This window comes from Bradyrhizobium sp. USDA 241 (assembly GCF_049739505.1).
Taxonomy (GTDB): domain Bacteria; phylum Pseudomonadota; class Alphaproteobacteria; order Rhizobiales; family Xanthobacteraceae; genus Bradyrhizobium; species Bradyrhizobium liaoningense.
On the sequence record NZ_JBMGPZ010000004.1, the window covers coordinates 394671 to 418067 of the forward strand.

15 protein-coding genes are annotated in these 23397 nt (G+C 65.5%); 8 read left to right on the plus strand and 7 right to left on the minus strand.

Translation table 11 applies throughout. The features are described from left to right. Nucleotides 1-5: 5 nt before the first annotated feature. Nucleotides 6-896, minus strand: a complete 891-nt coding sequence (locus ABIF91_RS11580; RefSeq protein WP_028179813.1) for a LysR substrate-binding domain-containing protein — start codon at nt 894-896, stop codon at nt 6-8. Between the two features lie 88 nt (nt 897-984). Here ABIF91_RS11580 and ABIF91_RS11585 point away from each other — a divergent pair, with 88 nt between their 5' ends. Beyond that, entirely contained in the window at nt 985-1737 is a 753-nt protein-coding gene (locus ABIF91_RS11585; protein WP_424579161.1) for a sulfite exporter TauE/SafE family protein, read from the plus strand. Nucleotides 1738-1743: 6 nt separating this feature from the next. On the opposite strand, the gene ABIF91_RS11590 is transcribed toward ABIF91_RS11585, so the two are convergent. Beyond that, nucleotides 1744-2376: a LysE family translocator gene (locus ABIF91_RS11590; protein ID WP_028179814.1), complete on the minus strand. Its 633-nt coding sequence runs from the start codon at nt 2374-2376 to the stop codon at nt 1744-1746. Nucleotides 2377-2597: 221 nt separating this feature from the next. On the opposite strand from ABIF91_RS11590, the gene ABIF91_RS11595 reads away from it, so the two are divergent. After that, nucleotides 2598-4394 carry an adenylate/guanylate cyclase domain-containing protein gene (locus ABIF91_RS11595; RefSeq protein WP_028179815.1) on the plus strand — a complete coding sequence of 599 codons (1797 nt, stop codon included), beginning with the start codon at nt 2598-2600 and terminating at the stop codon, nt 4392-4394. Between the two features lie 173 nt (nt 4395-4567). Beyond that, nucleotides 4568-7342: a di-heme-cytochrome C peroxidase gene (locus tag ABIF91_RS11600; RefSeq protein ID WP_028179816.1), complete on the plus strand. Its 2775-nt coding sequence runs from the start codon at nt 4568-4570 to the stop codon at nt 7340-7342. A gap of 134 nt (nt 7343-7476) precedes the next feature. Here the strand turns inward: ABIF91_RS11600 and ABIF91_RS11605 are convergent, their stop codons facing one another. Beyond that, entirely contained in the window at nt 7477-8424 is a 948-nt protein-coding gene (locus ABIF91_RS11605) for an alpha/beta fold hydrolase (RefSeq protein ID WP_028179817.1), read from the minus strand. A 205-nt stretch (nt 8425-8629) separates the two neighbouring features. On the opposite strand from ABIF91_RS11605, the gene ABIF91_RS11610 reads away from it, so the two are divergent. Then, complete coding sequence (locus tag ABIF91_RS11610) at nt 8630-9094, plus strand: Hsp20 family protein (protein WP_028179818.1); 465 nt, start codon at nt 8630-8632, stop codon at nt 9092-9094. 150 nt (nt 9095-9244) lie between these two features. Beyond that, nucleotides 9245-10015, plus strand: coding sequence for an alpha/beta fold hydrolase (locus ABIF91_RS11615; protein ID WP_028179819.1), 771 nt, complete (start codon nt 9245-9247; stop codon nt 10013-10015). Nucleotides 10016-10310: 295 nt separating this feature from the next. Here the strand turns inward: ABIF91_RS11615 and ABIF91_RS11620 are convergent, their stop codons facing one another. Both ABIF91_RS11620 and ABIF91_RS11625 read right to left on the minus strand, forming a co-directional pair. Continuing rightward, nucleotides 10311-11654, minus strand: coding sequence for an IS1380-like element ISBdi2 family transposase (locus ABIF91_RS11620; protein ID WP_208086440.1), 1344 nt, complete (start codon nt 11652-11654; stop codon nt 10311-10313). 570 nt (nt 11655-12224) lie between these two features. Then, nucleotides 12225-12992, minus strand: a complete 768-nt coding sequence (locus tag ABIF91_RS11625; RefSeq protein ID WP_028181275.1) for a hypothetical protein — start codon at nt 12990-12992, stop codon at nt 12225-12227. A 490-nt stretch (nt 12993-13482) separates the two neighbouring features. Here ABIF91_RS11625 and gltB point away from each other — a divergent pair, with 490 nt between their 5' ends. After that, nucleotides 13483-18216: a glutamate synthase large subunit gene (gene gltB, locus ABIF91_RS11630; protein ID WP_028181276.1), complete on the plus strand. Its 4734-nt coding sequence runs from the start codon at nt 13483-13485 to the stop codon at nt 18214-18216. Between the two features lie 154 nt (nt 18217-18370). Next, nucleotides 18371-19822: a glutamate synthase subunit beta gene (locus tag ABIF91_RS11635; RefSeq protein ID WP_028181277.1), complete on the plus strand. Its 1452-nt coding sequence runs from the start codon at nt 18371-18373 to the stop codon at nt 19820-19822. A gap of 162 nt (nt 19823-19984) precedes the next feature. On the opposite strand, the gene ABIF91_RS11640 is transcribed toward ABIF91_RS11635, so the two are convergent. Both ABIF91_RS11640 and ABIF91_RS11645 read right to left on the minus strand, forming a co-directional pair. Continuing rightward, complete coding sequence (locus ABIF91_RS11640) at nt 19985-20251, minus strand: hypothetical protein (protein WP_028181278.1); 267 nt, start codon at nt 20249-20251, stop codon at nt 19985-19987. 9 nt (nt 20252-20260) lie between these two features. Then, nucleotides 20261-22003 (minus strand): outer membrane beta-barrel protein, encoded by a 1743-nt coding sequence (locus tag ABIF91_RS11645; RefSeq protein ID WP_035673810.1) that lies wholly within the window; start codon nt 22001-22003, stop codon nt 20261-20263. Nucleotides 22004-22194: 191 nt separating this feature from the next. Between ABIF91_RS11645 and ABIF91_RS11650 the strand changes: the two genes are divergently transcribed. Beyond that, nucleotides 22195-23202 carry a KpsF/GutQ family sugar-phosphate isomerase gene (locus ABIF91_RS11650; RefSeq protein ID WP_424579162.1) on the plus strand — a complete coding sequence of 336 codons (1008 nt, stop codon included), beginning with the start codon at nt 22195-22197 and terminating at the stop codon, nt 23200-23202. Nucleotides 23203-23397: the final 195 nt, after the last annotated feature.

Below are 23397 nucleotides of genomic sequence, written 5' to 3' on the forward strand. Positions count from 1 at the left end.
GCCCTTCACATCGCCTCCGCCCTCAAGTGCTCCACCAGCATCTTGGCCGGGCGCGGCAGCGTCTTGAAGCTTCGCGCGCAAATCACGAGGCGGCGGTTGGCCCAGGCATCGCGCAGGCGGACCATGGCGAGTGGCATGGTCCTGGCGCAGCGCCGCGCGGCGGCTTCCGGCACCAGGGCAATGCCGACATCGGCGGCGACCATCTGGCAGATCGCGTCGAAATCGCGCAGGCGCGCGCGGAAATGCGGGCGCAGGCCGAGCCGCGCGGCGTGCTTGGAGATGTGCACCTGCAGCGCGGTGGCGCTGGTCAGGCCGACGAAGTCGCAGGCCCCGGCCTCCTGGAAGTCGATCTGGCGCCGGCCGGCGAACGGGCCACGGCGCGAGGTCACCAGCGTCAGGCGGTCCTCGCTGAAGATGAAGCGCTCGATATGGTCGGGCAGCGCGTGCTCGGCGGCGAAACCGAGATCGGCGGCGCCCGTCGTGATCGCCGCCGCGATGTCGGTGCTCTCGCGCTCCTCGATGTCGACGGCGACGTCGCGATGCGCGCGCAGGAAGCCGGCGAGCGCCTTCGGCAGATGCTCCGAGAGCCCCGAGGTGTTGGCGAGCAAGTGCACGCTGGCGCGCAAACCGCTGGCAAAGCCGGCAAGATCGCCGCGCATGGCCTCGATCTGGTGGATGACGAGCCTGGCATGATCGAGCAGGCTCTCGCCGGCCGCGGTCAGCTCGACGCCGCGGCGTCCGCGCTTCAGCAGCGCGACGCCGAGCGCATCCTCGAGCCCCTTGATGCGCGCGCTGGCGGAGGCCAGCGCCAGGTGCGAGCGCTCGGCACCGGCCGTGATGCTGCGCTGGTCGGCGACCGCGATGAAGAGCTGGAGGTCGACGAGATCGAAGCGCATGCCGTGTCTCCCAGCCTTCGCTCCAGACGAAGGCTCTCTCCGTAACCTCCAGATTGTGCCGGATCGCAGCTTCGGTCAATGTGCCGACATGATCGCCCCGCTTCTCATCGTGATCGCTGCCGTCTTCCTGCTCGCCGGATTCGTCAAGGGCGTGGTCGGGCTCGGCTTGCCGACGGTGTCCATGGGCCTGCTCGCGGTGAGCATGGCCCCGAGCCGCGCCATCGCCATCGTCATCGTGCCCGCCATCATCACCAACATCTGGCAGACCTTCGTCGGCCCCTATCTGCGCGACATCCTGAGGCGGCTGTGGCCGCTGATGATCGGCACCGTGGTCGGATGCTGGCTGAACGCAGGCGCGCTGACCGGGCCGCATGCGCGCTACGGCACGATCGTGCTCGGCGTGCTCCTCGTCATCTACGCCGTGATCGGCCTGAACAAATTCCAGTTCCGCGTTTCACGCGGGAACGAGAAGTGGGTCGGTGGCGTGGTCGGGGTCGTCACCGGCGTGATCTCGGCTTCGACGGGCGTGCAGGTGATCCCCTCGATGCCGTTCATGCAGGCAATCGGCATGGAAAAGGACGAGCTGATACAGGCGCTCGGCGTGTTCTTCACGACGGCGACGATGGCGCTCGCCTTCAACCTGACCGCCGTCGGATTGTTGACGCCCGCGAATGTCGTGCCCGGCGCCGTGGGCCTCGCCATGGGCTTTGCCGGCATGTTCATCGGCCAGTCGGTCCGCGCGCGGATGCCGGCCGAAGCGTTTCGCCGCTGGTTCCTGATCGCGATGATCCTGCTCGGCCTCTATCTCACCGGCAGCGCGCTGGTGAAGGAGCTGGCCTGAGGGACGCTACCGTGTCTCCAGCATGGCGACGCGGATGCCGAGATAGATGAAGAGGCCGCCAAGCGCGCGATTGACCCAGGCGATGGCGCCCTCGGATTGCCGCAGCCGGTGCGCGGCCTTGGCCGCGAACGCGGCCAGCACCAGGCACCACAGCGTCCCCGTGAAGATGAAGATCAGGCCGAGCGTCAGGAAGGCGAGCGGCTTGTGCGGCGCGTCGGCCGCGACGAATTGCGGCAGGAAGGCCAGGAAGAACAGCGCGACCTTGGGATTGAGCGCGTTGGTGAAGACGCCCTGGAGGAAGACCCGCCGCAATGAGCTCCGCACCGGCTCGTCGATCGCCGACGCCGGCACCGGGCGCGACAACAGCATCTGGAGCCCGGTCACGACGAGATAGGCCGCGCCGACCAGCTTCAGGATCGAGAAGGCGGTCGACGAGGCCATCAGCAGCGCCGAAAGCCCGATCGCCGCGCCCGCGACATGGACAAGGCAGCCGCAACTGATGCCCAAGGCGGCCGCGGCGCCGCCCCGCCAGCCCATCTGCATGCTGCGGCCGATCACATAGACCGAATCCGGCCCCGGCGTGATGTTGAGCAGCACGCCCGACAGGATGAAAAGCCCGATCTCGTGAATGCCCAGCATGCAAGGTCCCCCGCCGCCCGTCCGGGCGTGTTGGTTCCGCTTAGTCGGTTCGCCCCTCCCCGTCCACCGCCGGAATCGCTTAGGATTTGCCTCGAATTTGCAATGCGGATCGGGCTTCCGCTCGGCTTCATCTGCTTTATAAAGGGAGGGTTCTCGAAATGCGGGACTCGAGGCGACTGCCACGCCGTGGCCGGTCCCCTCTCCCTTGGAGCTTCGCGGATATGGAAAGACGTCTGGCCGCCATCGTCTGCGCCGATGTCGCCGGCTATTCGCGCATGATGGGCAGCGACGAGGCCGGCACCCATGCCGCCTTCAAGGCCCATCGCGCGGCGATCCATCCCATCATCCTCAATCACGGCGGCCGCGTCGTGAAGAACACCGGCGACGGCTTCCTGCTCGAGTTCCCCTCGATCGTCGGCGCCACCGAGGCCGCGATCGCGATGCAGACGCTGATGGCGGAGCGCAACCGCCACCTGCCGGCCGACCGCGCCATGCAGTTCCGGATCGGCATCCACATGGGCGACGTCATCGCCGACGAGGACGAGGTCTTCGGTGACGATGTCAACATCGCCGTCCGCCTGGAATCGGTGGCGAGCCCCGGCGGCTTCGCGATCTCGGCCAAGGCCTACCGGGAGGCGAGCAAGCATCTCTCGGTGCCGCTGGTCGATGCCGGCAATCATCGCTTCAAGAACATCAAGGATGCGATCGAGGTCTGGACCTGGACGCCCGACGGCGCGCCGGCGCTTGCCCCCGAGCTCCGGGAGGCTTCGGCGCTGTCGCAGCAGTACCGCACCGCGATCGTCGGCGTGCTGCCCTTCGCCAATCTCAGCGACGCCCAGGACGAATATTTCTCCGACGGCCTCACCGAGGACTTGATCCATGCGCTGTCGCTGCAATCCTTCTATCGGGTGCTGAGCCGCAACTCGACCTTCGCCTTCAAGGGCAAGAACACGAGCACCCGCCTGATCGCGCGCGAGATCGACGCCACCTATCTGATCCAGGGCTCGGTGCGGCGCGCCGGTGCCAAGATCCGCGTCACCGCCGAGCTGATCGCGCCGGAGACCGGCGAGCAGCTCTGGACCGGCCGCTACGACCGCGACATCGGCGACCTCTTTGCGATGCAGGACGAGATCACGACCAGCCTGTCCGCTGCGATCGCGACGGAGATCGTCCGTGCCGAGGCCTCGGCGCCTGCGCGGCTCTCGACCGACGTGAGCGCCTGGGATCGCTTCCTCAAGGGGCTGTCGCACTACTACCGGCAGACCAAGGAGGATCTGGCAGTCGCCGTCGACCTGTTCCGCGAGGCCATCAGGCTCGATCCCAAACTGTCGATCGCACATGCCTATCTGGCCACGATCCAGATTCAGAGCATTCAGTTCGGCTGGGTCAAGGGCACGCGCGAGATGTGGGCCGAGGCGATGAACCTCGCCGAAACCAGTGTCCGGCTCGATCCGCGCTCATCCTTTGCGTTCTCGATCCTGTCCTGGGCCCATGCGATGGAGGGACATCACGAGGCGGCGCTGGACGCCGCCAAGCGCGCGGTCGCGCTCAACCCCTACGACAATGGCGCGCGCGGCGTGCTCGGCATCTGCCATTTCATGATCGGCGAGCACCGCGAGGCGATCGAGCTGTTCTCAATGGCCGCGCAACGCGACAACAGCGACCCACGCTACCAATGGGCCGCGCTGAACGCGTTCAGCCATTATCTGTTGCGCCAATATGACGCGACCCTGTCCTGGGCCCGCGAGCAGCTCTACATCAATCCGAACCACATGCAGGCGCTGGCGATCCGCGCCGCGGCGCTGGCGCAACTGGGCCGGACCGACGAGGCGAGCGAGGCCGCCGGCGTGCTCATGGGCAACTATCCGACCCTCAACGTCGATCGTCACTTGCGCAACTTCCACTGGAAGCGGCCCGAGGACATCGCCCATTATCGGGATGGGCTGCTGAAGGCCGGCGTGCCGCTCGGCAAGCTGACCCTGGTTCAGAGCGGCGTCAAACGCGCCGCCGAATCCTGAGAAACTGCCCGCGCCAGTGCCGTCCGGCACCGGCTTTTATTGACAGGACAGTGAATTCAGCCACACTTCGTGGCACGCTGAAGTAGTATATCCTGCTGTCGTTTTGTTAGGACTTTCCGCGCTCTAACAACTCGCCTGCTTTTTTGCGATTCGCTGCTTTCAGGATTTGGGCCATGCATCACCCCGCTTCGAAGCCGCCCTTCGATCCCTCGATTCCGGTCTCGCCGAACAATCCCTGCCCGTTCCTGCGCGGCCTTGTCGGCGAAGGTTTCGTCGACGGCGGGACCGTCCCGCTCAACACGCTGTCGCAGACCATCGCGAATGCGAGCGGTGAGACGGGGCTGAAGAAGGTCTCGGCCCGCATCCAGGTCCGCGGCGTTGCGCTCATCGCCAATGGTATCGGTCACATCCTGAAGAGCATCTGGTCGGGTGCGCAGCTCGACGCGCTGCGCGGCGGTCCGCTCGACAAGCGCGGTGCCGGCTCGCGCATCCTCGGCGTCGACGGCAAGGTCAACGAGGACGAGATCGCGCGGCTCGCGAGCTTCGGCCGGGCCTACACCGACCCGAACACCGGCGGCAGCGAGCCCGGCCTGAACGCCGCGGAAATCAAGACCTTCATGCGCGACAACCTCAAGCGCGCCGGCAGCGCCGCGCGCTGGTACTACCCGCTGCTGATGAAATTCGAATGGCCCATCCTCTTGAAGATCATGGGCAAGGGCAAGCAGGACGAGGAGCGTTATCTCAGCGTGGCCGACGTGCGCACGCTGTTCGAGGAGCGCAAATTCCCCGAGCGTATCAACCAGCGGATCTTGTCGCAGCCGCTGTTGTCAGCCTGCCAGCTCCGCTTTCGCTGGGCGGTCGCGGTCACGGCGTTGGTCATCGGCCTTGGCCTCGTCGCCCTGGTGGCCGTGGCCGAATTCCCCAATCAGGTCCGCGCCGTTCTGCCCCAGAAGGGCGTGCTCGTGAACCTGCTGCCGCCGCCCTTGCCAGCCGTCCCCGAAACCAAGGCGGCTTACTGGCTCGAGCAGAACTGGTCGCTGAAGGACCGCCACTGGTTTCACCATGCCAGCCAGGGCACCGCGACCTTTCCGGTGCCCTATGAGTGGTTCGTGGCGTTGGAGCAGCCGCAGCTTCGTCTGTTCTCGAAGCCCGGCATGATCAAGGACAGCGCCTATCTCGAGCGCTTCGGCTTCATCCCGAGCCCGCAGACGATCCAGGTCGACACGGCGACGCTGCGCCGCTTCGGCTACGCCAATGTCTACGAGACGACGCAGGTGTCGGACCGGTCGACGAGATGGACGCCGGCGGAGAATGTCGACGGCCTGCCGGTCGGCTTTGCGCGGATGACCGGTGTTGTCGACCCCGCGACGGGCCGCCGCGAAGAGGACAAGATCGGACTGACCTGCGCCGCCTGTCATACCGGCCAGATCCACTACCAGGGCGTCGATGTCCGCTTCGACGGCGGTGCGGCGATGACCGACCTGAAGAAGCTCGAGCTCGCGACCGGCCTGTCGATTGCCTACACCCTGTACGTCCCGTTCCGCTTCCAGCGCTTTGCCGATCGCGTGCTCGGCCCTGAGGCCAGCAAGGCGGACCGCGCCGCGCTCAAGCAGAAGCTCGGCGCGACCGGCAACTTCCTGATCGACTGGGCCAAGAATTACGAGAAGACGATCGAGGGCAAGAAGACCTGGGACGGCAAGCAGCAGCAGGACACGGAGGAAGGGTTCGGCCGCCTCGACGCCCTCAACCGCATCGGCAACCAGGTCTTCTCTCAGGACCTCGCGATGAGCGGCATCAAGGGATTCGAGAAGAACCTGCACGCCCAGGACGCGCCGGTCAGCTACCCCGCGATCTGGACCGTGCCGTGGTTCAAGTTCGCCCAGTACGACGCCTCGATCGAGCAGCCGCTGATCCGCAACGCCGGCGAGGCCCTCGGCGTGACGGCGTTGCTCAACCTGTCCGACGCCTACCCGGAAGACAGGCTGTGGCGCTCCTCGGTGAACATCAGGACGCTCGGCTGGATCGAGGACATGCTGAGAGGCCCCGATCCATTCAAGGCGGCCGATCCGTCCAGCGGTCCGAAGTTCGGGGGCCTGCTCGCGCCGAAATGGCCCTCGCAGATTCTCGGCGACGCATGGAAGCTGAAGCCCGATCGCGTCGAGCGCGGCCGGGCCATCTACACCGAGATGTGCTCCGGATGCCATCTGCCGGCCATCGACACCCCGGCCTTCTGGTCGTCGAAGCATTGGGAGCCGAACGGCGACAGCAAGGTGCTGAACGCGGTGACGATTCCCCTCGACGAAATCAAGACGGATCCCGAGCAGTCCCTTGTTCTCAGCAAGAGGATCGTCGACGTGCCCGGCTTCCTGAAGGTCAACACGGCCGACCTCCAGAAATGGTGGCAATGCGAGGTCCCGACCGCGAGCACTTCGCCCAACGAGATGGTCTATGCGCTCGGCCTCATGACGGTGGTCGATCTCGTCGCCCGCAAATGGATGGACGATGAGAAAATCCCGGCGGCCGAACAGGCGCAGATATGGAATCTCGCGCGCAAGAACTGTCTCAATCCGGCGCCTGATCCGCGCTATCGCGCGCGGCCGCTGAACGGCATCTGGGCCACGGCACCTTACCTGCACAACGGTTCGGTGCCTTCGCTGTACTGGTTGCTGAAGCCAGCGGGCGAGCGCCCACAAAAATTCTGCATGGGCCGCCGCGACTATGATCCTGACACCGTCGGTTTCGCAGTCACCGCCAACGACCGTTGCAAGACGGGCGAGACGGAGTTCTCTGCGACGGGATCTGACGGCAAGCCGATCCAGGGCAACAGCGTGCTCGGCCATTCCTTCGAGCTCAGGGAGGGCGAGCCGAAACGGCCGGGCGTCATCGGCCGCATGTTCAAGGACGATGCCGAGCGCTACGATCTGATCGAGTATCTGAAGACGCTTTGACGCGACCAGAGTTCTTCGTCGTCATGGCCGGGCTTGTCCCGGCCATCCACGAACTTTCCCCCCGCACAAGAACGTGGATGCCCGGGACAAGCCCGGGCATGACGAGTTCGTGGCACGATGCCTCGCTCAAGCGCTCACTTGAACAGCGGCGTGCCCGGGACGAAGGCGTCGAAGGCGGCCCAGAACTGGGAGCGGTAGCGGTCCTGCTCCTGCAGGATCTCGTGCTTGGAGCCGGCGATCACGAGATGGGCGCCGGCGCGCAGGTGATAGGCGAACTCCTCGATCGCCGCGGTCGAGACCACGGTGTCATTGGAGGCCGCCAGCATCAGGATCGGCTGGCGGATCTGGGAGGGGTAGTTCACGCGCTTGAAGGTGTGCATCGCGCGGAAGGCGGTATCGGCCCAGGCGACCGTCGGTGACGCCAGTCCGAGCGTCGGATCCTCCTCCAGGATCGCGGCATTGCGCGCATAGCGCACGGGATCGCTGGTCAGGGGATTGTTGATGAAGGGATCGAGCCCGGTGAGGCGGTCGCTGCCGCCGGGAACGTAGCGGCCGCCCTGCCCGAGCAGGCGCATCGTCTTGAGCAGCGCACGCACCGGGAACGAGGTGGTACGTCCCGGCAGGTCGATCATCGGGGCCGACAGCACCATGCGGTCGAACCAGCGCTTGCCGGCATGCGCCAGCCGCAGCATCACCGTGCCGCCCATGGAGTGGGCGAGCGCGAAGAAGGGCGGCGGGCAATCCGGGAGCACCACCTGCTGCACGAAGGTCTCGACGTCGATCTCGAAATCGGAGAAGTCGCGCACATAGCCCTTGCGCGGATCGCGGAGGCGGCGCGAGGAATGGCCCTGCCCGCGCCAGTCGATCATCGCCACCGCAAAGCCGCGGTCGCGCAGGTCGCGCACGGTCTCGAAATATTTCTCGATCTGCTCGCTGCGCCCGGTGAAGACGCAGACGGTGCCCTTGCGGTTCGCCGGCGGCGCCCACCGCGCAAAGCGCAACTCGGCACCATCGGGGGTCTTGATGGTGCCGCTGACGACGTTTTCGGGAACGGGATTGGACGGGATCGAGACCAGCGTCATAGGCGGGAAGTACTGCAAATCAGGGGGCTAAAGCGCCGAAAAGGCCCAAATGCCGCCCTCTTGAACGCCGTCTCGTTCCACCCATATCATTTTCGTGCAGGCCGCTACCAGTGTTTCGGAACCGGAACATCAGGCTGCACACAGACGAAAGCCCGGCCCGATGGCGGGCGGGTTGCCTAACAGTCGCTCAATGGAGGACTTGACCATGCGTACCTACGATCTCACCCCGTTCTATCGTTCCACCGTCGGCTTCGACCGCCTCTTCAACCTGCTCGACCAGGCCGGTTCGGACGGCAGCCCCGGTTACCCCCCCTACAACATCGAGCGTACCGGCGAGAACGCCTACCGCATCACCGTTGCGGTCTCCGGCTTCTCCAAGGATGAGCTCTCCATCGTCGCGAAGGAAAACACGCTGACGATCAAGGGCGAGAAAGTCGCCAACGAGAACTCGAAGTCCGAAGTGCTCTACCGCGGCATCGCCGCGCGCGCTTTCGAGCGGGCCTTCCAGCTTGCCGACTTCGTGCAGGTGAAGGACGCTTCGCTCGAGAACGGGCTGCTTCACGTCGATCTCGTACGCGAGATTCCCGAGGCGAAGAAGCCGCGCCAGATCGCGATCAACGCGGGCGCCAAGGCGCAGGTGATCGAGAACTCGGCCGCGCAAGCCGCCTAAGCAGAACGCGACTTCCAGGTTGCGAAAGCGCCCCGGTGCCCCGGGGCGCTTTTTCGTCATGCATCGCATCACAGAGCGGTGAAGCCGCGTAACGCCGCCATCGCTCCCTCCGTCCTTCGGGCATCGAACCCAAACAAGATGGAGAAGATCATGTCACTCTGGCGCAGCCTTTTCGTCGCTGCGGGCCTTCTGGCGGCTCCCCTCGGCCTTGCTCATGCGCAGACACCTGCGACGGTCAAGGCGAAGAACGTCGTGCTGGTGCACGGCGCCTGGGCCGACGGGTCGAGTTGGTCGGAGGTGATCCCGATCCTCCAGGCTGCAGGCCTGCATGTCACCGCCGTGCAGAATCCGCTGTCGTCGCTCGCTGACTCCGTCGAGGCGACCAGGCGTGCGCTGGCCGAGCAGGACGGGCCGACCGTGCTGGTCGCGCATTCCTGGGGCGGCACTGTGATCAGCCAGGTCGGCACCGACCCGAAGGTCACCGGGCTCGTCTACGTCGCCGCCCGCGCGCCCGATGCGAACGAGGATTTCGTGGCGCTGTCGAAGCAATTTCCGACCGGGCCCGCGCGCGCCGGCATCGTCGAGCGCGACGGCTACACCAAGCTCTCGGAAGAGGCCTTCCTGAAATACTTCGCCAATGGCGTGAAGCCGAAGCAGGCCAGGGAGCTCTATGCGGTGCAATGGCCGACCGCAGCCTCGATCTTCGCCGGCCGCACCACGGAAGCGGCGTGGCACTCCAAGCCGAGCTGGTACGCAGTGTCGAAGAACGACTACACCATCAACCCCGATTTCGAGCGCTTCCTCGCCAAGCGCATGAACGCCACCACGATCGAGCTCGATGCCGGACACCTCTCGCTGGTATCGCATCCGAAGGAGGTCGCGAATCTGATCCTGGACGCGGCGGGGTATCCGCGAAGCTGAGGTGATTGCTGTGAATGTAAAAGGCGCCTGAGGTCTCAGGCGCCTTTCGTTTTGGCCAACTCTCTCCCCGATGCCGTCCCCGCGAAGGCGGGGACCCATAACCCCAGGGAGCGGTTTGGCGATGACTAGCCCGTCCTATTCGTGAGAGTGCGGCTTTTGGGCCCGATTGATGCGGCCGCACATCTTGTCTGACGAGGCGCACAGGATTGCCTTCGGCTTTTCGCCGCCTGACGACCGGTACTTTACAACGCGCTTGAGGGATGGGTTGGGCGAACGGGGGCGGACGCCCCGCCGGTCAAGGACCGAGCGGCAGCAGCGCGCCGGGCAAGCCGCAGATCAGGTCGGCTTCGGGACATGCCGCGGCAAACGCAAGGCGAATGCGGCTCGTGGTCTCGACGACACGGGCGGCGATTTTCAAGAGCCGAAGACGCAGCGTCGCGAACTCGGCAGCGGCCAATTCCCGGGCTTTGGGAATGGCGTCGCGCACGGTCAGCATCAGCCAATAAGCGGCCGTATGGAGCACGAGACGGACCTGGTTGGCGAGCGCCGAACGGCAGCTGGTGCGATCGGAGGCGAGCTGCGTCTTATGCAGCTTGATCAGATTCTCGGCTTGGCCGCGCGCGCAATACAGGCTGTCGTAGATCCACTCGGCCGAGCCGACATCGAGGCTGGTGACGACGAAGCGGATGTCGAGGCCGAGCATCGTCGCCTCAATACGGGCGACAGTGCGCCGTTCGCGATCCCAGGACTTTGCCTTGTGGCGCGTCTCGGTATAGCCACGCAGAACCGGCAGGTTCTCGATGGCGCGTCGCGTGCGGATGTCGTCGGCGACCTCGTCGACTTTTCTGGCGAGAGGCTTGGTGCCGGACAGACCGAAGATGTAGTCGATGCCGTTGGTCTCGCACCACGCCATTGCCTCCGGCCGGGCATAGTGCCCGTCGCCACGGAACGTAATTTGCGTGTTGTGCCATCGCGTCCGGATATGCCGTACCAGGCGGCGCAGATGGGCACGCACCTCGACGCCGCCCGGCGTCTTGCCGGGCCGCAGCACGACGGCCACGGGCCGGCTCTTCTCCGTGTCGTAGACGTGGATCGGCAGGAAGCAGCGTTCGTCATAATGAGCGTTGAACAGCGAGAGCTGCTGATGGCCGTGGACGACGTCGCAGGTATCATCGATGTCGAGCGTGACGGATGCCGGCTCGCGCGGGTAGCTATCCATCCATGCGTCGACCAAAGTGTAGGTCAGCCGGATCACGTCGCGCAGGCGCGGAGCATTCTCCAGCCGCGACAGCGTCGGCTGGGAACACAAATCCCGGCCCGTGTCCGGTAGGCGACCGCAGGCCAGCTTGAATGCCGGATCGGACCTCAGATGATCGAGGTCGTCGGCGTCCTCGTAGCCGCAGCAGATCGCGAACATGCGAGCGCGGAACATATCGACCAGGCTGTGCACGACCCGCGTCGGATCGCGCCGATCCGGGAACACCCGGGCCAGATTGTTGGCCAAACCGAGACGCCGCTCGGCCATCGCCAGAAGCATCACGCCCCCGTTCGAGGTTAGGCGCCCACCATCGAAGGCAGCTGTGACTTTCTTGGCGTGAACGGCTGGAAACGAGAAGGGCGGAATCGTATCGTCGGTCATGGCGGGCGTGGCGTTCGCGGTTGGAGGTGATGGGGTTGGCTTCGCAACCGAATCCTACGCCGCATCAGCGCTTTACCCCTCAGGCGCACTCTTACGAATAAGACGGGTTAAGTTGAAGAAAGATTGAGTGACTCCCGATCATTTCTGTGCCGAAACGTGGAGTCGCGGTCGTGCCGCGTCCAAAGAAACCGGCGCGAGCGGCCTATTAGACGCGGTAGGTGCTCAGCCTCCGAAACGAGACTATCAAGCATGAAGAGATCGAGCGCGAGGCAGAGGTTTTATTTGTGTTGAATTCTTGCTTCTCGATAGTGGTCTGAAATCGTATCATCGGTCATGGCGGGCGTGGCGTTCGCGGTTGAAGGTGATGGGGTGGCTTCGCAACCGAATCCTACGCCGCATCAGCGCTTTACACCACGCTCGCCAGCCTCTCAGGCGCCCTCTCGCGAATAAGACGGGCTAGGAGTCCGGTACTCGCACCTCATCCCCACCGATAGATCACGCGGTATGGGTCCCCCCGCGGGGACGACAGCGAGGGTGTGATGGGCACTGTCGCGTCAAACTCGCGTCGCCCTAATCCAGCCCCTGCGCGGCGGGCATGTCCTGCGTCGGCAGGATGGTCAAGGCCGGCTTGGCTTGACCCACGGTCGGCACGGCAGCTTGCGGGGCTGCATCGGCGGGCTTGGCCTGCGCGGCGGCCGCTTGCTGCGAAGGCTGGGCCTGCGGTGCTTGAGCCTGCTGCGCGACCGGCTCGGCCGGCTTCGCGGCAGCGACCGGCGTCTCGGCGCGCCGCGGGGCGGCCTTGGGCAGCGGCACGGCGCGGCTTGCCACATGCGGGATCGGAGCCGGCGGGCGCGGCGGGCCACTACGGATTGCGGTCGGCGGCGGCAGCGCGCTTTGCGGTCCGTAAGGCGCGACCGCGCGTTCGTCATAGGCGGGCGCCATGCCGTAGGCGTCAGCGGCGGGCATGAAGCGGATGATCCGCCCGTCGCGGGCGTCGATCACCAGCCGGCCGTCGTCGCCGCGGCGGTCGATCACCGCGATGGTGTAGACGCTGCCGCGCAGGCGCGGGATGCCGAGCGGCAAGAAGCCGTTTTCGCGCAGCACCGCGTAAACCTCGGTTGACGGCAACAATACCGGCGCCGGACCGCGTTCCTCGTAGCCATAGCCGTAACCGTAACGCGGTGGCGGCGGGGCAGCCTCCGGTGCGTAGGGTCCGTCGAAATCCGACACCGCGACGATGGCTCCGCTCGCGATACCGCTGGCGGGAACCTGGGCGTGGCCCGCACTTGCAGCCAACGCCAGCGCGGCGGCGGCCACACATCCTGTGAAAAACTTCATGGTCGAGACGCTCCTGTCAGGCCCCCCGATGGCCGCCCTCTTTCGCTTCTCGCGGCGTGGCGCGCCTTCCGAAGGGTTGATCCGAAGCTTCATTGGGGATTCCGGCGCGCGCGGGGCCGGATCAGGGCGCGTTTGCTTCAAAACCGGGGCCGCGCAACTTTTGGAAAGCGATTGATTGACATATCGGGAATCGGGACTTCCGCGCGCTTGTGTGCTAGACAAAAATTTGGCAAGGTGATGTTTAGGACAGGAAGACTGTCTCAATTTTGCGTGCGGTTCCGGCACAGGGATTGCAGCGAAAACCGGTGCTCTCGAGCGTCGGCAAGGTACCAGGCAAAGCCGTTCTCGGGGACGAAGAGCGCCTAGGCCTGAATCTAAGAAAATGCGGCTCGCAGCGGACGAGCGGTGGCCCAGGAGCGGGTGCCGCGGGACACCCAAGGTGCGCCGAAGTTGGCGGTGAGACAGCTTGCCGCATGGAGAGGACAGAGCAATGAACGGGTCGCAATTCGAGCGCGCAAACATCGTGGCAGAAGAGCTGTCGGCGACGGTCGCCTCGAAAACGACCGACCCGATTCAGGAACACAATTCGCGTCCCAAAGCCGAGGGCCTCTACGATCCGAGCCTGGAGAAGGATTCCTGCGGTGTCGGCTTCATCGCCAACATCAAGGGCAAGAAGTCGCACGAGATCGTCTCGGACGCGCTGAGCATCCTCTGCAATCTCGAGCATCGCGGCGCCGTTGGCGCCGACCCGCGCGCCGGTGACGGCGCCGGCATCCTGGTGCAGATTCCGCACGCCTTCTTCAGCCGCAAGGCCAAGGAGCTCGGCTTTGCGCTGCCGGGTCCCGGCGAATATGCCATCGGCGCGCTGTTCATGCCGCGCGACACCGCCTGGCGCAACGTCATCAAGAGCATCATCGCCGACCAGATCAGGGAAGAGGGCCTGACCCTGCTCGGCTGGCGCGACGTGCCGACCGACAATTCCTCGCTCGGCGTCACCGTGAAGCCGACCGAGCCCGCCTGCATGCAGGTGTTCATCGGCCGCAACGGCACCGCCAAGACCGAGGACGAGTTCGAGCGCCGGCTCTACATCCTGCGCAAGTCGATCTCGCAGGCGATCTACCAGCGCCGCGACCGCGGCCTTGCGGGCTATTATCCCTGCTCGATGTCCTGCCGCACCGTGATCTACAAGGGCATGTTCCTCGCCGACCAGCTCGGCAAGTACTATCCCGACTTGCACGAGCAGGATTTCGAGAGCGCGCTGGCGCTGGTGCATCAGCGCTTCTCGACCAACACCTTCCCGGCCTGGTCGCTGGCGCATCCCTACCGCATGATCGCGCATAACGGCGAGATCAACACGCTGCGCGGCAACGTCAACTGGATGGCAGCGCGGCAGGCCTCGGTGAGCTCCGAGCTGTACGGCAAGGACATCAACCGGCTCTGGCCGATCTCTTATGAGGGCCAGTCCGACACCGCCTGCTTCGACAACGCGCTCGAATTCCTGGTGCAGGGCGGCTATTCGCTGCCGCACGCAGTGATGATGATGATTCCGGAGGCGTGGGCCGGCAATCCCTTGATGGATGAGAAGCGCCGCGCCTTCTACGAATATCATGCCGCGCTGATGGAGCCGTGGGACGGCCCCGCCGCGATCGCCTTCACCGACGGCCGCCAGATCGGCGCCACGCTCGACCGCAACGGCCTCAGGCCCGCGCGCTATCTCGTCACCAAGGACGACCGCATCGTGATGGCGTCCGAGATGGGCGTGCTGACGATTCCCGAGGACCAGATCATCACCAAGTGGCGCTTGCAGCCCGGCAAGATGCTGCTGGTCGACCTCGCGCAGGGCCGCCTGATCCCCGACGACGAGATCAAGGCCGAGCTCGCCAGGAGCCATCCTTACAAGGAGTGGCTGGAGCGAACCCAGATCGTGCTGGAGGAGCTGCCGAAGGTTGCGACCACCGGCGTGCGCTCCAACCTGTCCCTGCTCGACCGCCAGCAGGCGTTCGGCTACAGCCAGGAAGACATCACCATCCTGATGACGCCGATGGCGGCCACCGGCGAGGAAGCCGCGGGCTCGATGGGCAACGACACGCCGATCTCGGCGCTGTCGGACAAGGCCAAGCCGCTGTTCACCTACTTCAAGCAGAACTTCGCGCAGGTCACGAACCCGCCGATCGACCCGATCCGCGAGGAGCTGGTGATGAGCCTCGTCTCGATCATCGGGCCGCGGCCGAACCTGTTCGACCTGCAGGGCATGGCCACGACCAAGCGCCTCGAAGTGCGCCAGCCGATCCTGACCGACGCGGATCTGGAAAAGATCCGCTCGATCTCGGAAGTGGCGGAGTCGCACTTCAAGTCGCGCACGCTGGACACCACCTTCCACGCCGGGCTCGGCGCGGCCGGCATGGACCAGGTGCTGGACGAGCTCTGCGCGCGCGCCGAAAGCGCGGTGCGCGAGGGCGTCAACATCATCATCCTGTCCGACCGCATGGTCGGCACAGACCGCGTGCCGATCCCCTCGCTGCTGGCCTGCGCCGCCGTGCATCATCACCTGATCCGCACCGGCCTGCGCACCTCGGTCGGCCTCGTCGTCGAATCCGGCGAGCCGCGCGAAGTGCATCACTTCGCCTGCCTCGCGGGCTACGGTGCCGAAGCGATCAATCCCTATCTCGCGTTCGAGACCATCATCGCGATGAAGGACCGCCTGCCCGGCTCGCTCGACGACTATGAGATCGTCAAGCGCTACATCAAGTCGATCGGCAAGGGCCTGCTCAAGGTGATGTCCAAGATGGGCATCTCGACCTACCAGTCCTATTGCGGGGCGCAGATCTTCGACGCGGTCGGTCTCAAGGCCGACTTCGTCGGCAAGTTCTTCGCCGGCACGCATACCCGCGTCGAGGGCGTGGGTCTGGCCGAAATCGCGGAAGAAGCGGTGCGGCGCCATGCCGACGCGTTCGGCGAGGCGCTGGTCTACAAGAGCGCGCTCGATGTCGGCGGCGAATACGCCTATCGCAGCCGCGGCGAGGACCATGCATGGACCGCCGAATCCGTGTCGCTGCTCCAGCACGCCGCGCGCGGCAATTCGCAGGAGCGCTATCGCGCCTTCGCCAAGATCCTCAACGAGCAGTCGGAGCGGCTGCTGACGCTGCGCGGCCTGTTCCGGATCAAGAACGCGGAGGAAGAGAAGCGCAAGCCTGTGCCGCTCGACCAGGTCGAGCCGGCCAAGGACATCGTCAAGCGCTTCGCCACCGGCGCGATGAGCTTCGGCTCGATCTCGCGCGAGGCGCACACCACGCTCGCGATCGCCATGAACCGGATCGGCGGCAAGTCGAACACCGGTGAAGGCGGCGAGGAAGCCGACCGCTTCAAGCCGATGCCGAACGGCGATTCCATGCGCTCGGCGATCAAGCAGGTCGCCTCCGGCCGCTTCGGCGTCACCACGGAGTATCTCGTCAACTCCGACATGATGCAGATCAAGATGGCGCAGGGCGCCAAGCCCGGCGAAGGCGGCCAGCTGCCTGGCCACAAGGTCGATGCGACCATCGCCAGGGTCCGGCATTCGACGCCGGGCGTCGGCCTGATCTCGCCGCCGCCGCACCACGACATCTACTCGATCGAGGACCTGGCGCAGCTGATCTACGACCTGAAGAACGTCAACCCGACGGGCGACGTCTCGGTCAAGCTCGTCTCCGAGATCGGCGTCGGCACGGTGGCCGCGGGCGTCGCCAAGGCGCGCGCCGACCATGTCACCATCGCGGGCTTCGAGGGTGGCACCGGCGCTTCGCCGCTGACCTCGATCAAGCACGCCGGCTCGCCCTGGGAGATCGGCCTCGCCGAAACCCATCAGACGCTGGTGCGCGAGCGGCTGCGCAGCCGCATCGTGGTCCAGGTCGACGGTGGCTTCCGCACCGGCCGTGACGTCGTGATCGGCGCGCTCCTGGGTGCCGACGAGTTCGGCTTTGCCACTGCGCCCTTGATCGCCGCCGGCTGCATCATGATGCGCAAGTGCCACCTCAACACCTGCCCGGTCGGCGTCGCGACGCAGGACCCTGTCCTGCGCAAGCGCTTCACCGGTCAGCCCGAGCACGTGATCAACTACTTCTTCTTCGTCGCCGAGGAAGTCCGCGAGATCATGGCAAGCCTCGGCTTCCGTACCTTCAACGAGATGGTCGGCCAGGTGCAGCTGCTCGACCAGACCAAGCTGGTCGCGCATTGGAAGGCCAAGGGCCTCGATTTCTCCAAGCTCTTCGTCAAGCAGAAGGAAGAGAAGGGCCAGAAGATCTATCACTCCGAGCGCCAGAACCATCATCTGGAGGCCGCGCTCGACCGCACGCTGATCGAGCGGGCGCAGCCCGCGCTCGACCGCGGCGCGCCGGTGAAGATCGAGGCTGCGATCAACAGCACCAACCGCTCCGCCGGCGCCATGCTGTCGGGCGCGGTGGCCAAGATCTACGGCCATGCCGGCCTGCCGCACGACACGATCCATGTCAGCCTCAAGGGCACCGCCGGACAGGCCTTCGGCGCGTGGCTCGCCCACGGCGTCACCTTCGAGCTCGAGGGTGAAGGCAACGACTATGTCGGCAAGGGGCTCTCGGGCGGCAAGATCATCGTCAAGCCGCCGAGGAACTCCGCGATCGTGCCGGAAGAGAGCATCATCGTCGGCAACACCGTGATGTACGGCGCGATCGAGGGCGAATGCTACTTCCGCGGCATCGCCGGCGAACGTTTTGCCGTGCGCAATTCCGGCGCCGTGGCGGTGGTCGAAGGCGCGGGCGATCATTGCTGCGAATACATGACCGGCGGCATCGTCGTCGTGCTCGGCAAGACCGGGCGCAACTTCGCGGCCGGCATGTCCGGTGGCATTGCGTATGTGCTGGACGAGACCGGCGACTTCGACCGGCTGTGCAACATGGCGATGGTCGAGCTCGAGCCGGTGCTGTCGGAAGAGCTGATCAACGCCGGCACCTATCACCATTCCGGTGACCTCGAGGCGCACGGCCGGGTCGACGTGTTCAGGAACCTGCTCGCCTCCGACGTCGAGCGCCTGCACGTGCTGATCTCGCGCCATGCCAAGGCGACCGGCTCCAAGCGCGCCGCCGACATCCTTGCCAATTGGAAGGAATGGCTGCCCAAGTTCCGCAAGGTGATGCCGGTCGAGTACCGGCGCGCGCTGCGCGAGATGGCCGCCAACGCGGACGCCGAGCCGAAAATCGCGATCGGGGCGTAGCAACAGCCCTCATGGTGAGGAGCGCGAAGCGCGTCTCGAACCATGAGGTCACCATGTGGGCCTCCATCTTTCGAGACGCGGCGCGAAGAGCGCGCCGCTCCTCGGGATGAGGAGTGAGAGAACAAACGACTAAGCGGCAGGGACTTCGGGTTTAATGGGCAAGATCACGGGTTTTCTGGAAATCGAACGGCACGACCGCAAGTACACCCCGGTCGCCGAGCGCGTGAAGCATTACAAGGAATTCGTCGTTCCGCTGTCCGAGAAGGAAGTGCGCGACCAGGCCGCGCGCTGCATGAACTGCGGCATTCCCTATTGCCACGGCACCGGCTCGGTGGCACCCGGCACGCCCGGCTGCCCGGTCAACAACCAGATCCCGGATTGGAACGACCTCGTCTATCAGGACAATTGGGAAGAGGCCTCGCGCAATCTGCACTCCACCAACAATTTCCCGGAGTTCACGGGCCGCATCTGCCCGGCGCCGTGCGAGGCGTCCTGCACGCTCAACATCGACGACAACCCCGTCACCATCAAGACCATCGAATGCGCGATCGTCGACCGCGCCTGGGAGAACGGCTGGCTGAAGCCGGAAGTGGCGACTGAAAAGACCGGCAAGAAGGTCGCCGTGATCGGCTCGGGTCCCGCCGGCATGGCCTGCGCGCAGCAGCTCGCCCGCGCCGGCCACGACGTGCATCTGTTCGAGAAGTACGCCAAGGCCGGCGGCCTGCTGCGTTACGGCATCCCCGACTTCAAGATGGAGAAGAGCGTCATCGACCGCCGCGTGGCGCAGATGGAAGCCGAAGGCGTCACCTTCCACTACAACAGCCATGTCGGCGCGGAGGGCAATGTCGATCCGCGCGAGATGCTCAACGAGTACGACGCGGTGGCGCTGACCGGCGGCGCGGAAGCCCCGCGCGACCTGCCGATCCCCGGCCGCGACCTCGCCGGCATCCACTACGCCATGGACTTCCTGCCGCAGCAGAACCGCCGCGTCTCCGAGGAGCCGCTCGGCGGCGTCCAGGAGATCCTGGCCGGCGGCAAGCATGTCGTCGTCATCGGCGGCGGCGACACGGGTTCGGACTGCATCGGCACCTCGCTGCGCCAGGGCGCGCTCTCGGTGACCCAGCTCGAGATCATGCCCGCCCCGCCGGAGCGCGAGAACAAGGGCCTGACCTGGCCGAACTGGCCGCTGAAGATGCGGACGTCCTCCAGCCAGGCCGAAGGCGCGGTGCGCGAATACGCCGTGCTGACGCAGAAGTTCTCGGGCGAGAACGGCAAGGTCAAGAAGCTGCACTGCGTGCGCGTCGACGACAAGTTCAAGCCGATTGCCGGCACCGAGTTCGAGCTCGATGCCGATCTGGTCCTGCTCGCGATGGGCTTCGTCCATCCCGTGCACGAGGGCCTGCTCAAGCTGCTCGCGGTCGACCTCGACCCGCGCGGCAACGTCAAGGCCAACACGCTCGACTACCAGACCTCGCGCCCGAACGTGTTCACCGCCGGCGACATGCGCCGCGGCCAGTCGCTGGTGGTCTGGGCCATCCGCGAGGGCCGGCTGTGCGCCCGGTCGATCGACACGTTCCTGATGGGGAAGACGGATCTGCCGATGTAGTTTTTTTACTCCACCGCCAAATCAGCAAAAGGTGTCATCGCTCGGCTTGACCGGGCGATCCAGTATTCCAGAGACGGTTGTAATTGAACGATAGGCCTCGGCGTACTGGATGCCCCGGTCAAGCCGGGGCATGACAGCTGAGTGAATGGTTGGAGAGAGGCTTCACTCCAAGACGTGCGGGAAGTGCTGCGCGTCCCACTCGTCAAGCCGGAACAACACCTTGCCGTATTCAAGAAGCCTGTCGTTCGGTCGATAGCGTCGCGTCGAAACTTCGACATCCGACGGGACTTCACTTGGCATCAAGTGAAAATGCTCGTTGGTCTCGCTCAGAGCCAGTAGTTTCTTGACGAGAAGGTCTCGACCTTCTGGATTGAGCCATAGCTCGAATTCGCCAGCCGAATTGATGTTCAAGGTAATTCGAGCAGCCATGGTGGCCTCTCAATTCTGCAGCCTCACCCCGACCAGCATCACCGTCCCCTGCGAGCTCGACCCGGCCTGGTTCGAGTCCAGGATGTCGTGGCGGAGCGTGCCCTTGATCCAGATGTTGCGGTTGAGCTTGTAGATCAGATTGCCTTCGAGCGAGTAGGTCTTGTCGTTGCGATTCTGGCCCTGGTAGTCGTAGGTGCCGTAGGTGAACTTGCCGACCGCCGTGAGCCAGCGGCGGAAGTCGTGGTCGACTTCGGCGGCGTAGGTGCGCACCAGGACGCCGGAGGAGCCGGGGATCGTGGTCTCGTTGATCTGCGTGTCGGTGAAGAATTTCACCGTGGTGAGGCCGCTGGCGTTCCAGATCAGGGAGCCCGTGGTGAGGAAGCCGGCGAGCTGGCTGAGACGCGGATCGGTATAGTTGCGCGCGGAATAACCGACCGAGATCTCGCCGGTGAGGATGCGCGAGAACTCGAAGGACGAGCCGACCTTGGCATAGCCGCCATTCGAGTCGCGGAAGTAGCCGTTGCGGTCGGCGGCCTGGTCGTGCACGCGGGTGTCGCCCTCGATCTCGACGAAGGGCTTCAGGCCCGGCTTGAGATCATAGGAGAAGCGACCGACGCCGCCATATTGGTTGAAGTCGCGGTCGGTGTTGGGGAAGACCGAGCCGTCGGTGAGTTTCGAATCCGTGTAAGCTGTGCGATCGACAGTGGCGCCGGCGGCGACCTGGAAGCGATTGAAGGTCTGGTCGAAGCCGATGGTCGTGCCGTAGGCGGCATAGACAGGGTATTTCTGCAGGCCGGCCTGCACGTTGGGGCTTCCGGGATTGTCGGTGGCGAGCCGCAGGCGGAGCTGCGAGAGAAGCTTGAAGTCGCGGGTGACGTCGAGCCGGCCATCGACATGGCCGTTGAAATCGGGCCGATTGGCCTCGACCGGCGATGGCGAGGCCAGGCCGTTGATCGTCGCCGGCATGTCGTTGGTGTAACCCGAGAACGAGCCGCGCAGATCGGCGACCAGCGCATGGCGCTCCCAATCGGACACCACGAGCAGATCGGGCGCGATCACATAGGCCGGCGAACCGACAGGCTTGTTGAGGCGCGTCGGATTGGTGTCGTAGCCCGCGGAGAGCTCGAGCCCGCCCTTGATCAGGAAGCTGCCGGCATAATCGCCGACGGCACCGAACGGATCCTCATCGGCCCTCAGGCGGCGGCGCAGCGGCTGGCCAGGCACGTTGCCCGCCATCGCCGGCGGCACCGGGACCTTGTGCGCGGTCTCGGAGGGCGGCGACGCGATACGCGGCGGAGTGAGCGTGCGTTCCGGTGTTGCCAGCGGGGCCTTCGAGCCCGGACCGGCCGCGCGCTTCGGCTTCGGCTGGCCGGGATAAAGCTTTGGCTGCTGCCGCTTGCGGTTCAGCGAGTCGTAGCCGGAGCTGCTCGCGCCGGTGGCGGCGGGCAGGCCGTAGGTCGGGACCTGACCGATGCGCGAGGTCGCCGGCGTCTCGCGGGCCTTGCGCGGATCGGCATTTGGATCGGGCAGCGCCGGCAATGAATCCGATGGTGCCTGCGGCACGCCCGCCGTGCGGCGCGTCGGCAACGGGTCGGGCGAGGCAAAACCGCCGCGGTTGGGATTGAACAGGTCGGGCGTAAGGCTCTGGGCGGACGCCGGGGCGCTTCCGAGGGCCGTCAGCGCGAGGCACGGCAAAGCCGCGCGCAGGAAATGCGCGCGTTTGCTCCGGCCATTGCCTGGAGACGGCACCACGATGGAATAACCCCAACGAAATCAAACACTTTCACGACCATCCCCACCGGCTGGCAGGAACCATCGTTAATGGAGTTAAAACAATTATGGTTAATGACCCGTTGAGGGTGTCGGGGCGCTCGTCGCCTCGCTGGTCGGGGCGTGCTAAGCAGGCGCCAACGGACGAACGCCCCTTCTCCCTGGACCAGCCCATGCCGAGCTCGAAACCGCTGATGACCGCATCATCCGGCCCCATCCCTGACAGCGTCGAATCCGCGCTCCGCACGCTGGAGACCGAGAGCGGCGGCATTAACGCGCTCGCCGCAGCTCTGCGCGGCCCACTGGGCGCGACCTTCGCGAAGGCCGTCGACCTGATCCGCAACGCCAAGGGCCGCGTCATCGTCACCGGGCTCGGAAAGTCCGGACATATGGGCCGCAAGATCGCGGCGACGCTGGCCTCGACCGGCACGCCCGCCTTCTTCGTGCACGCCGCCGAAGCCGGCCATGGCGACCTCGGCATGATCACCACCGACGACGTCATCATGGCGCTGTCCTGGTCCGGCGCGCAGCCGGAGATGAAGAACCTCGTGAACTATTCGGCGCGCTTTGCGATTCCCATGATCGCGGTGACGTCGAACGCCGCGTCCTCGCTCGGCCAGGCCGCCGATCTCGTCATCGAGCTGCCGAAGGCGCGCGAGGCCTGCCCGCACAATCTGGCGCCGACCACCTCGACCCTGATGCAGGCCGCGATCGGCGACGCCATCGCGATCGCGCTGCTCGAAGGCCGCGGCTTCACCGCGCTGGAATTCGCGCATTTCCACCCCGGCGGCAAGCTGGGCGCGATGCTGAAATTCGTTCGCGACTACATGCGCACCGGCGCGGAGATTCCGGTCAAGCCTGAAGGCACCAAGATGTCGGAGGCGGTGGTCGAGATGTCGGCCAAGGGGCTCGGCTGCGTCTGCATCGTCAACGCTGCGGGCGAGGCCGTCGGCATCATCACCGACGGCGATCTGCGCCGCCACATGCGGCCCGACCTTTTGACGGTGACGGTCGATGAGATCATGACGAAGCAGCCCAAATCCGTGCCGCCCTCGATGCTCGCGACCGAAATGATCGAGGTGCTGAACACCCGCAAGATCACGACGCTGCTGGTGACGGAGGCGGGCAAGGTGGTCGGCATCGTGCATCTGCACGATCTGCTGCGCGCGGGGGTGGCGTAGGGTTTGCGCGTCATCCCGGGGCATCGCGAAGCGATGAGCCCGGGATCCATCGTGCAGCAGAGTTTGTCTCGCTATGGATTCCGGGCTCACGCCAAGTGGCGCGCCCCGGAATGACAGTGAGAGTGTGGCCCGTGCCTGCCTCCCCCTCGTCATTGCGCTAGGGTCTGTACTCAATAGGGATTGAACGAAGCCGCT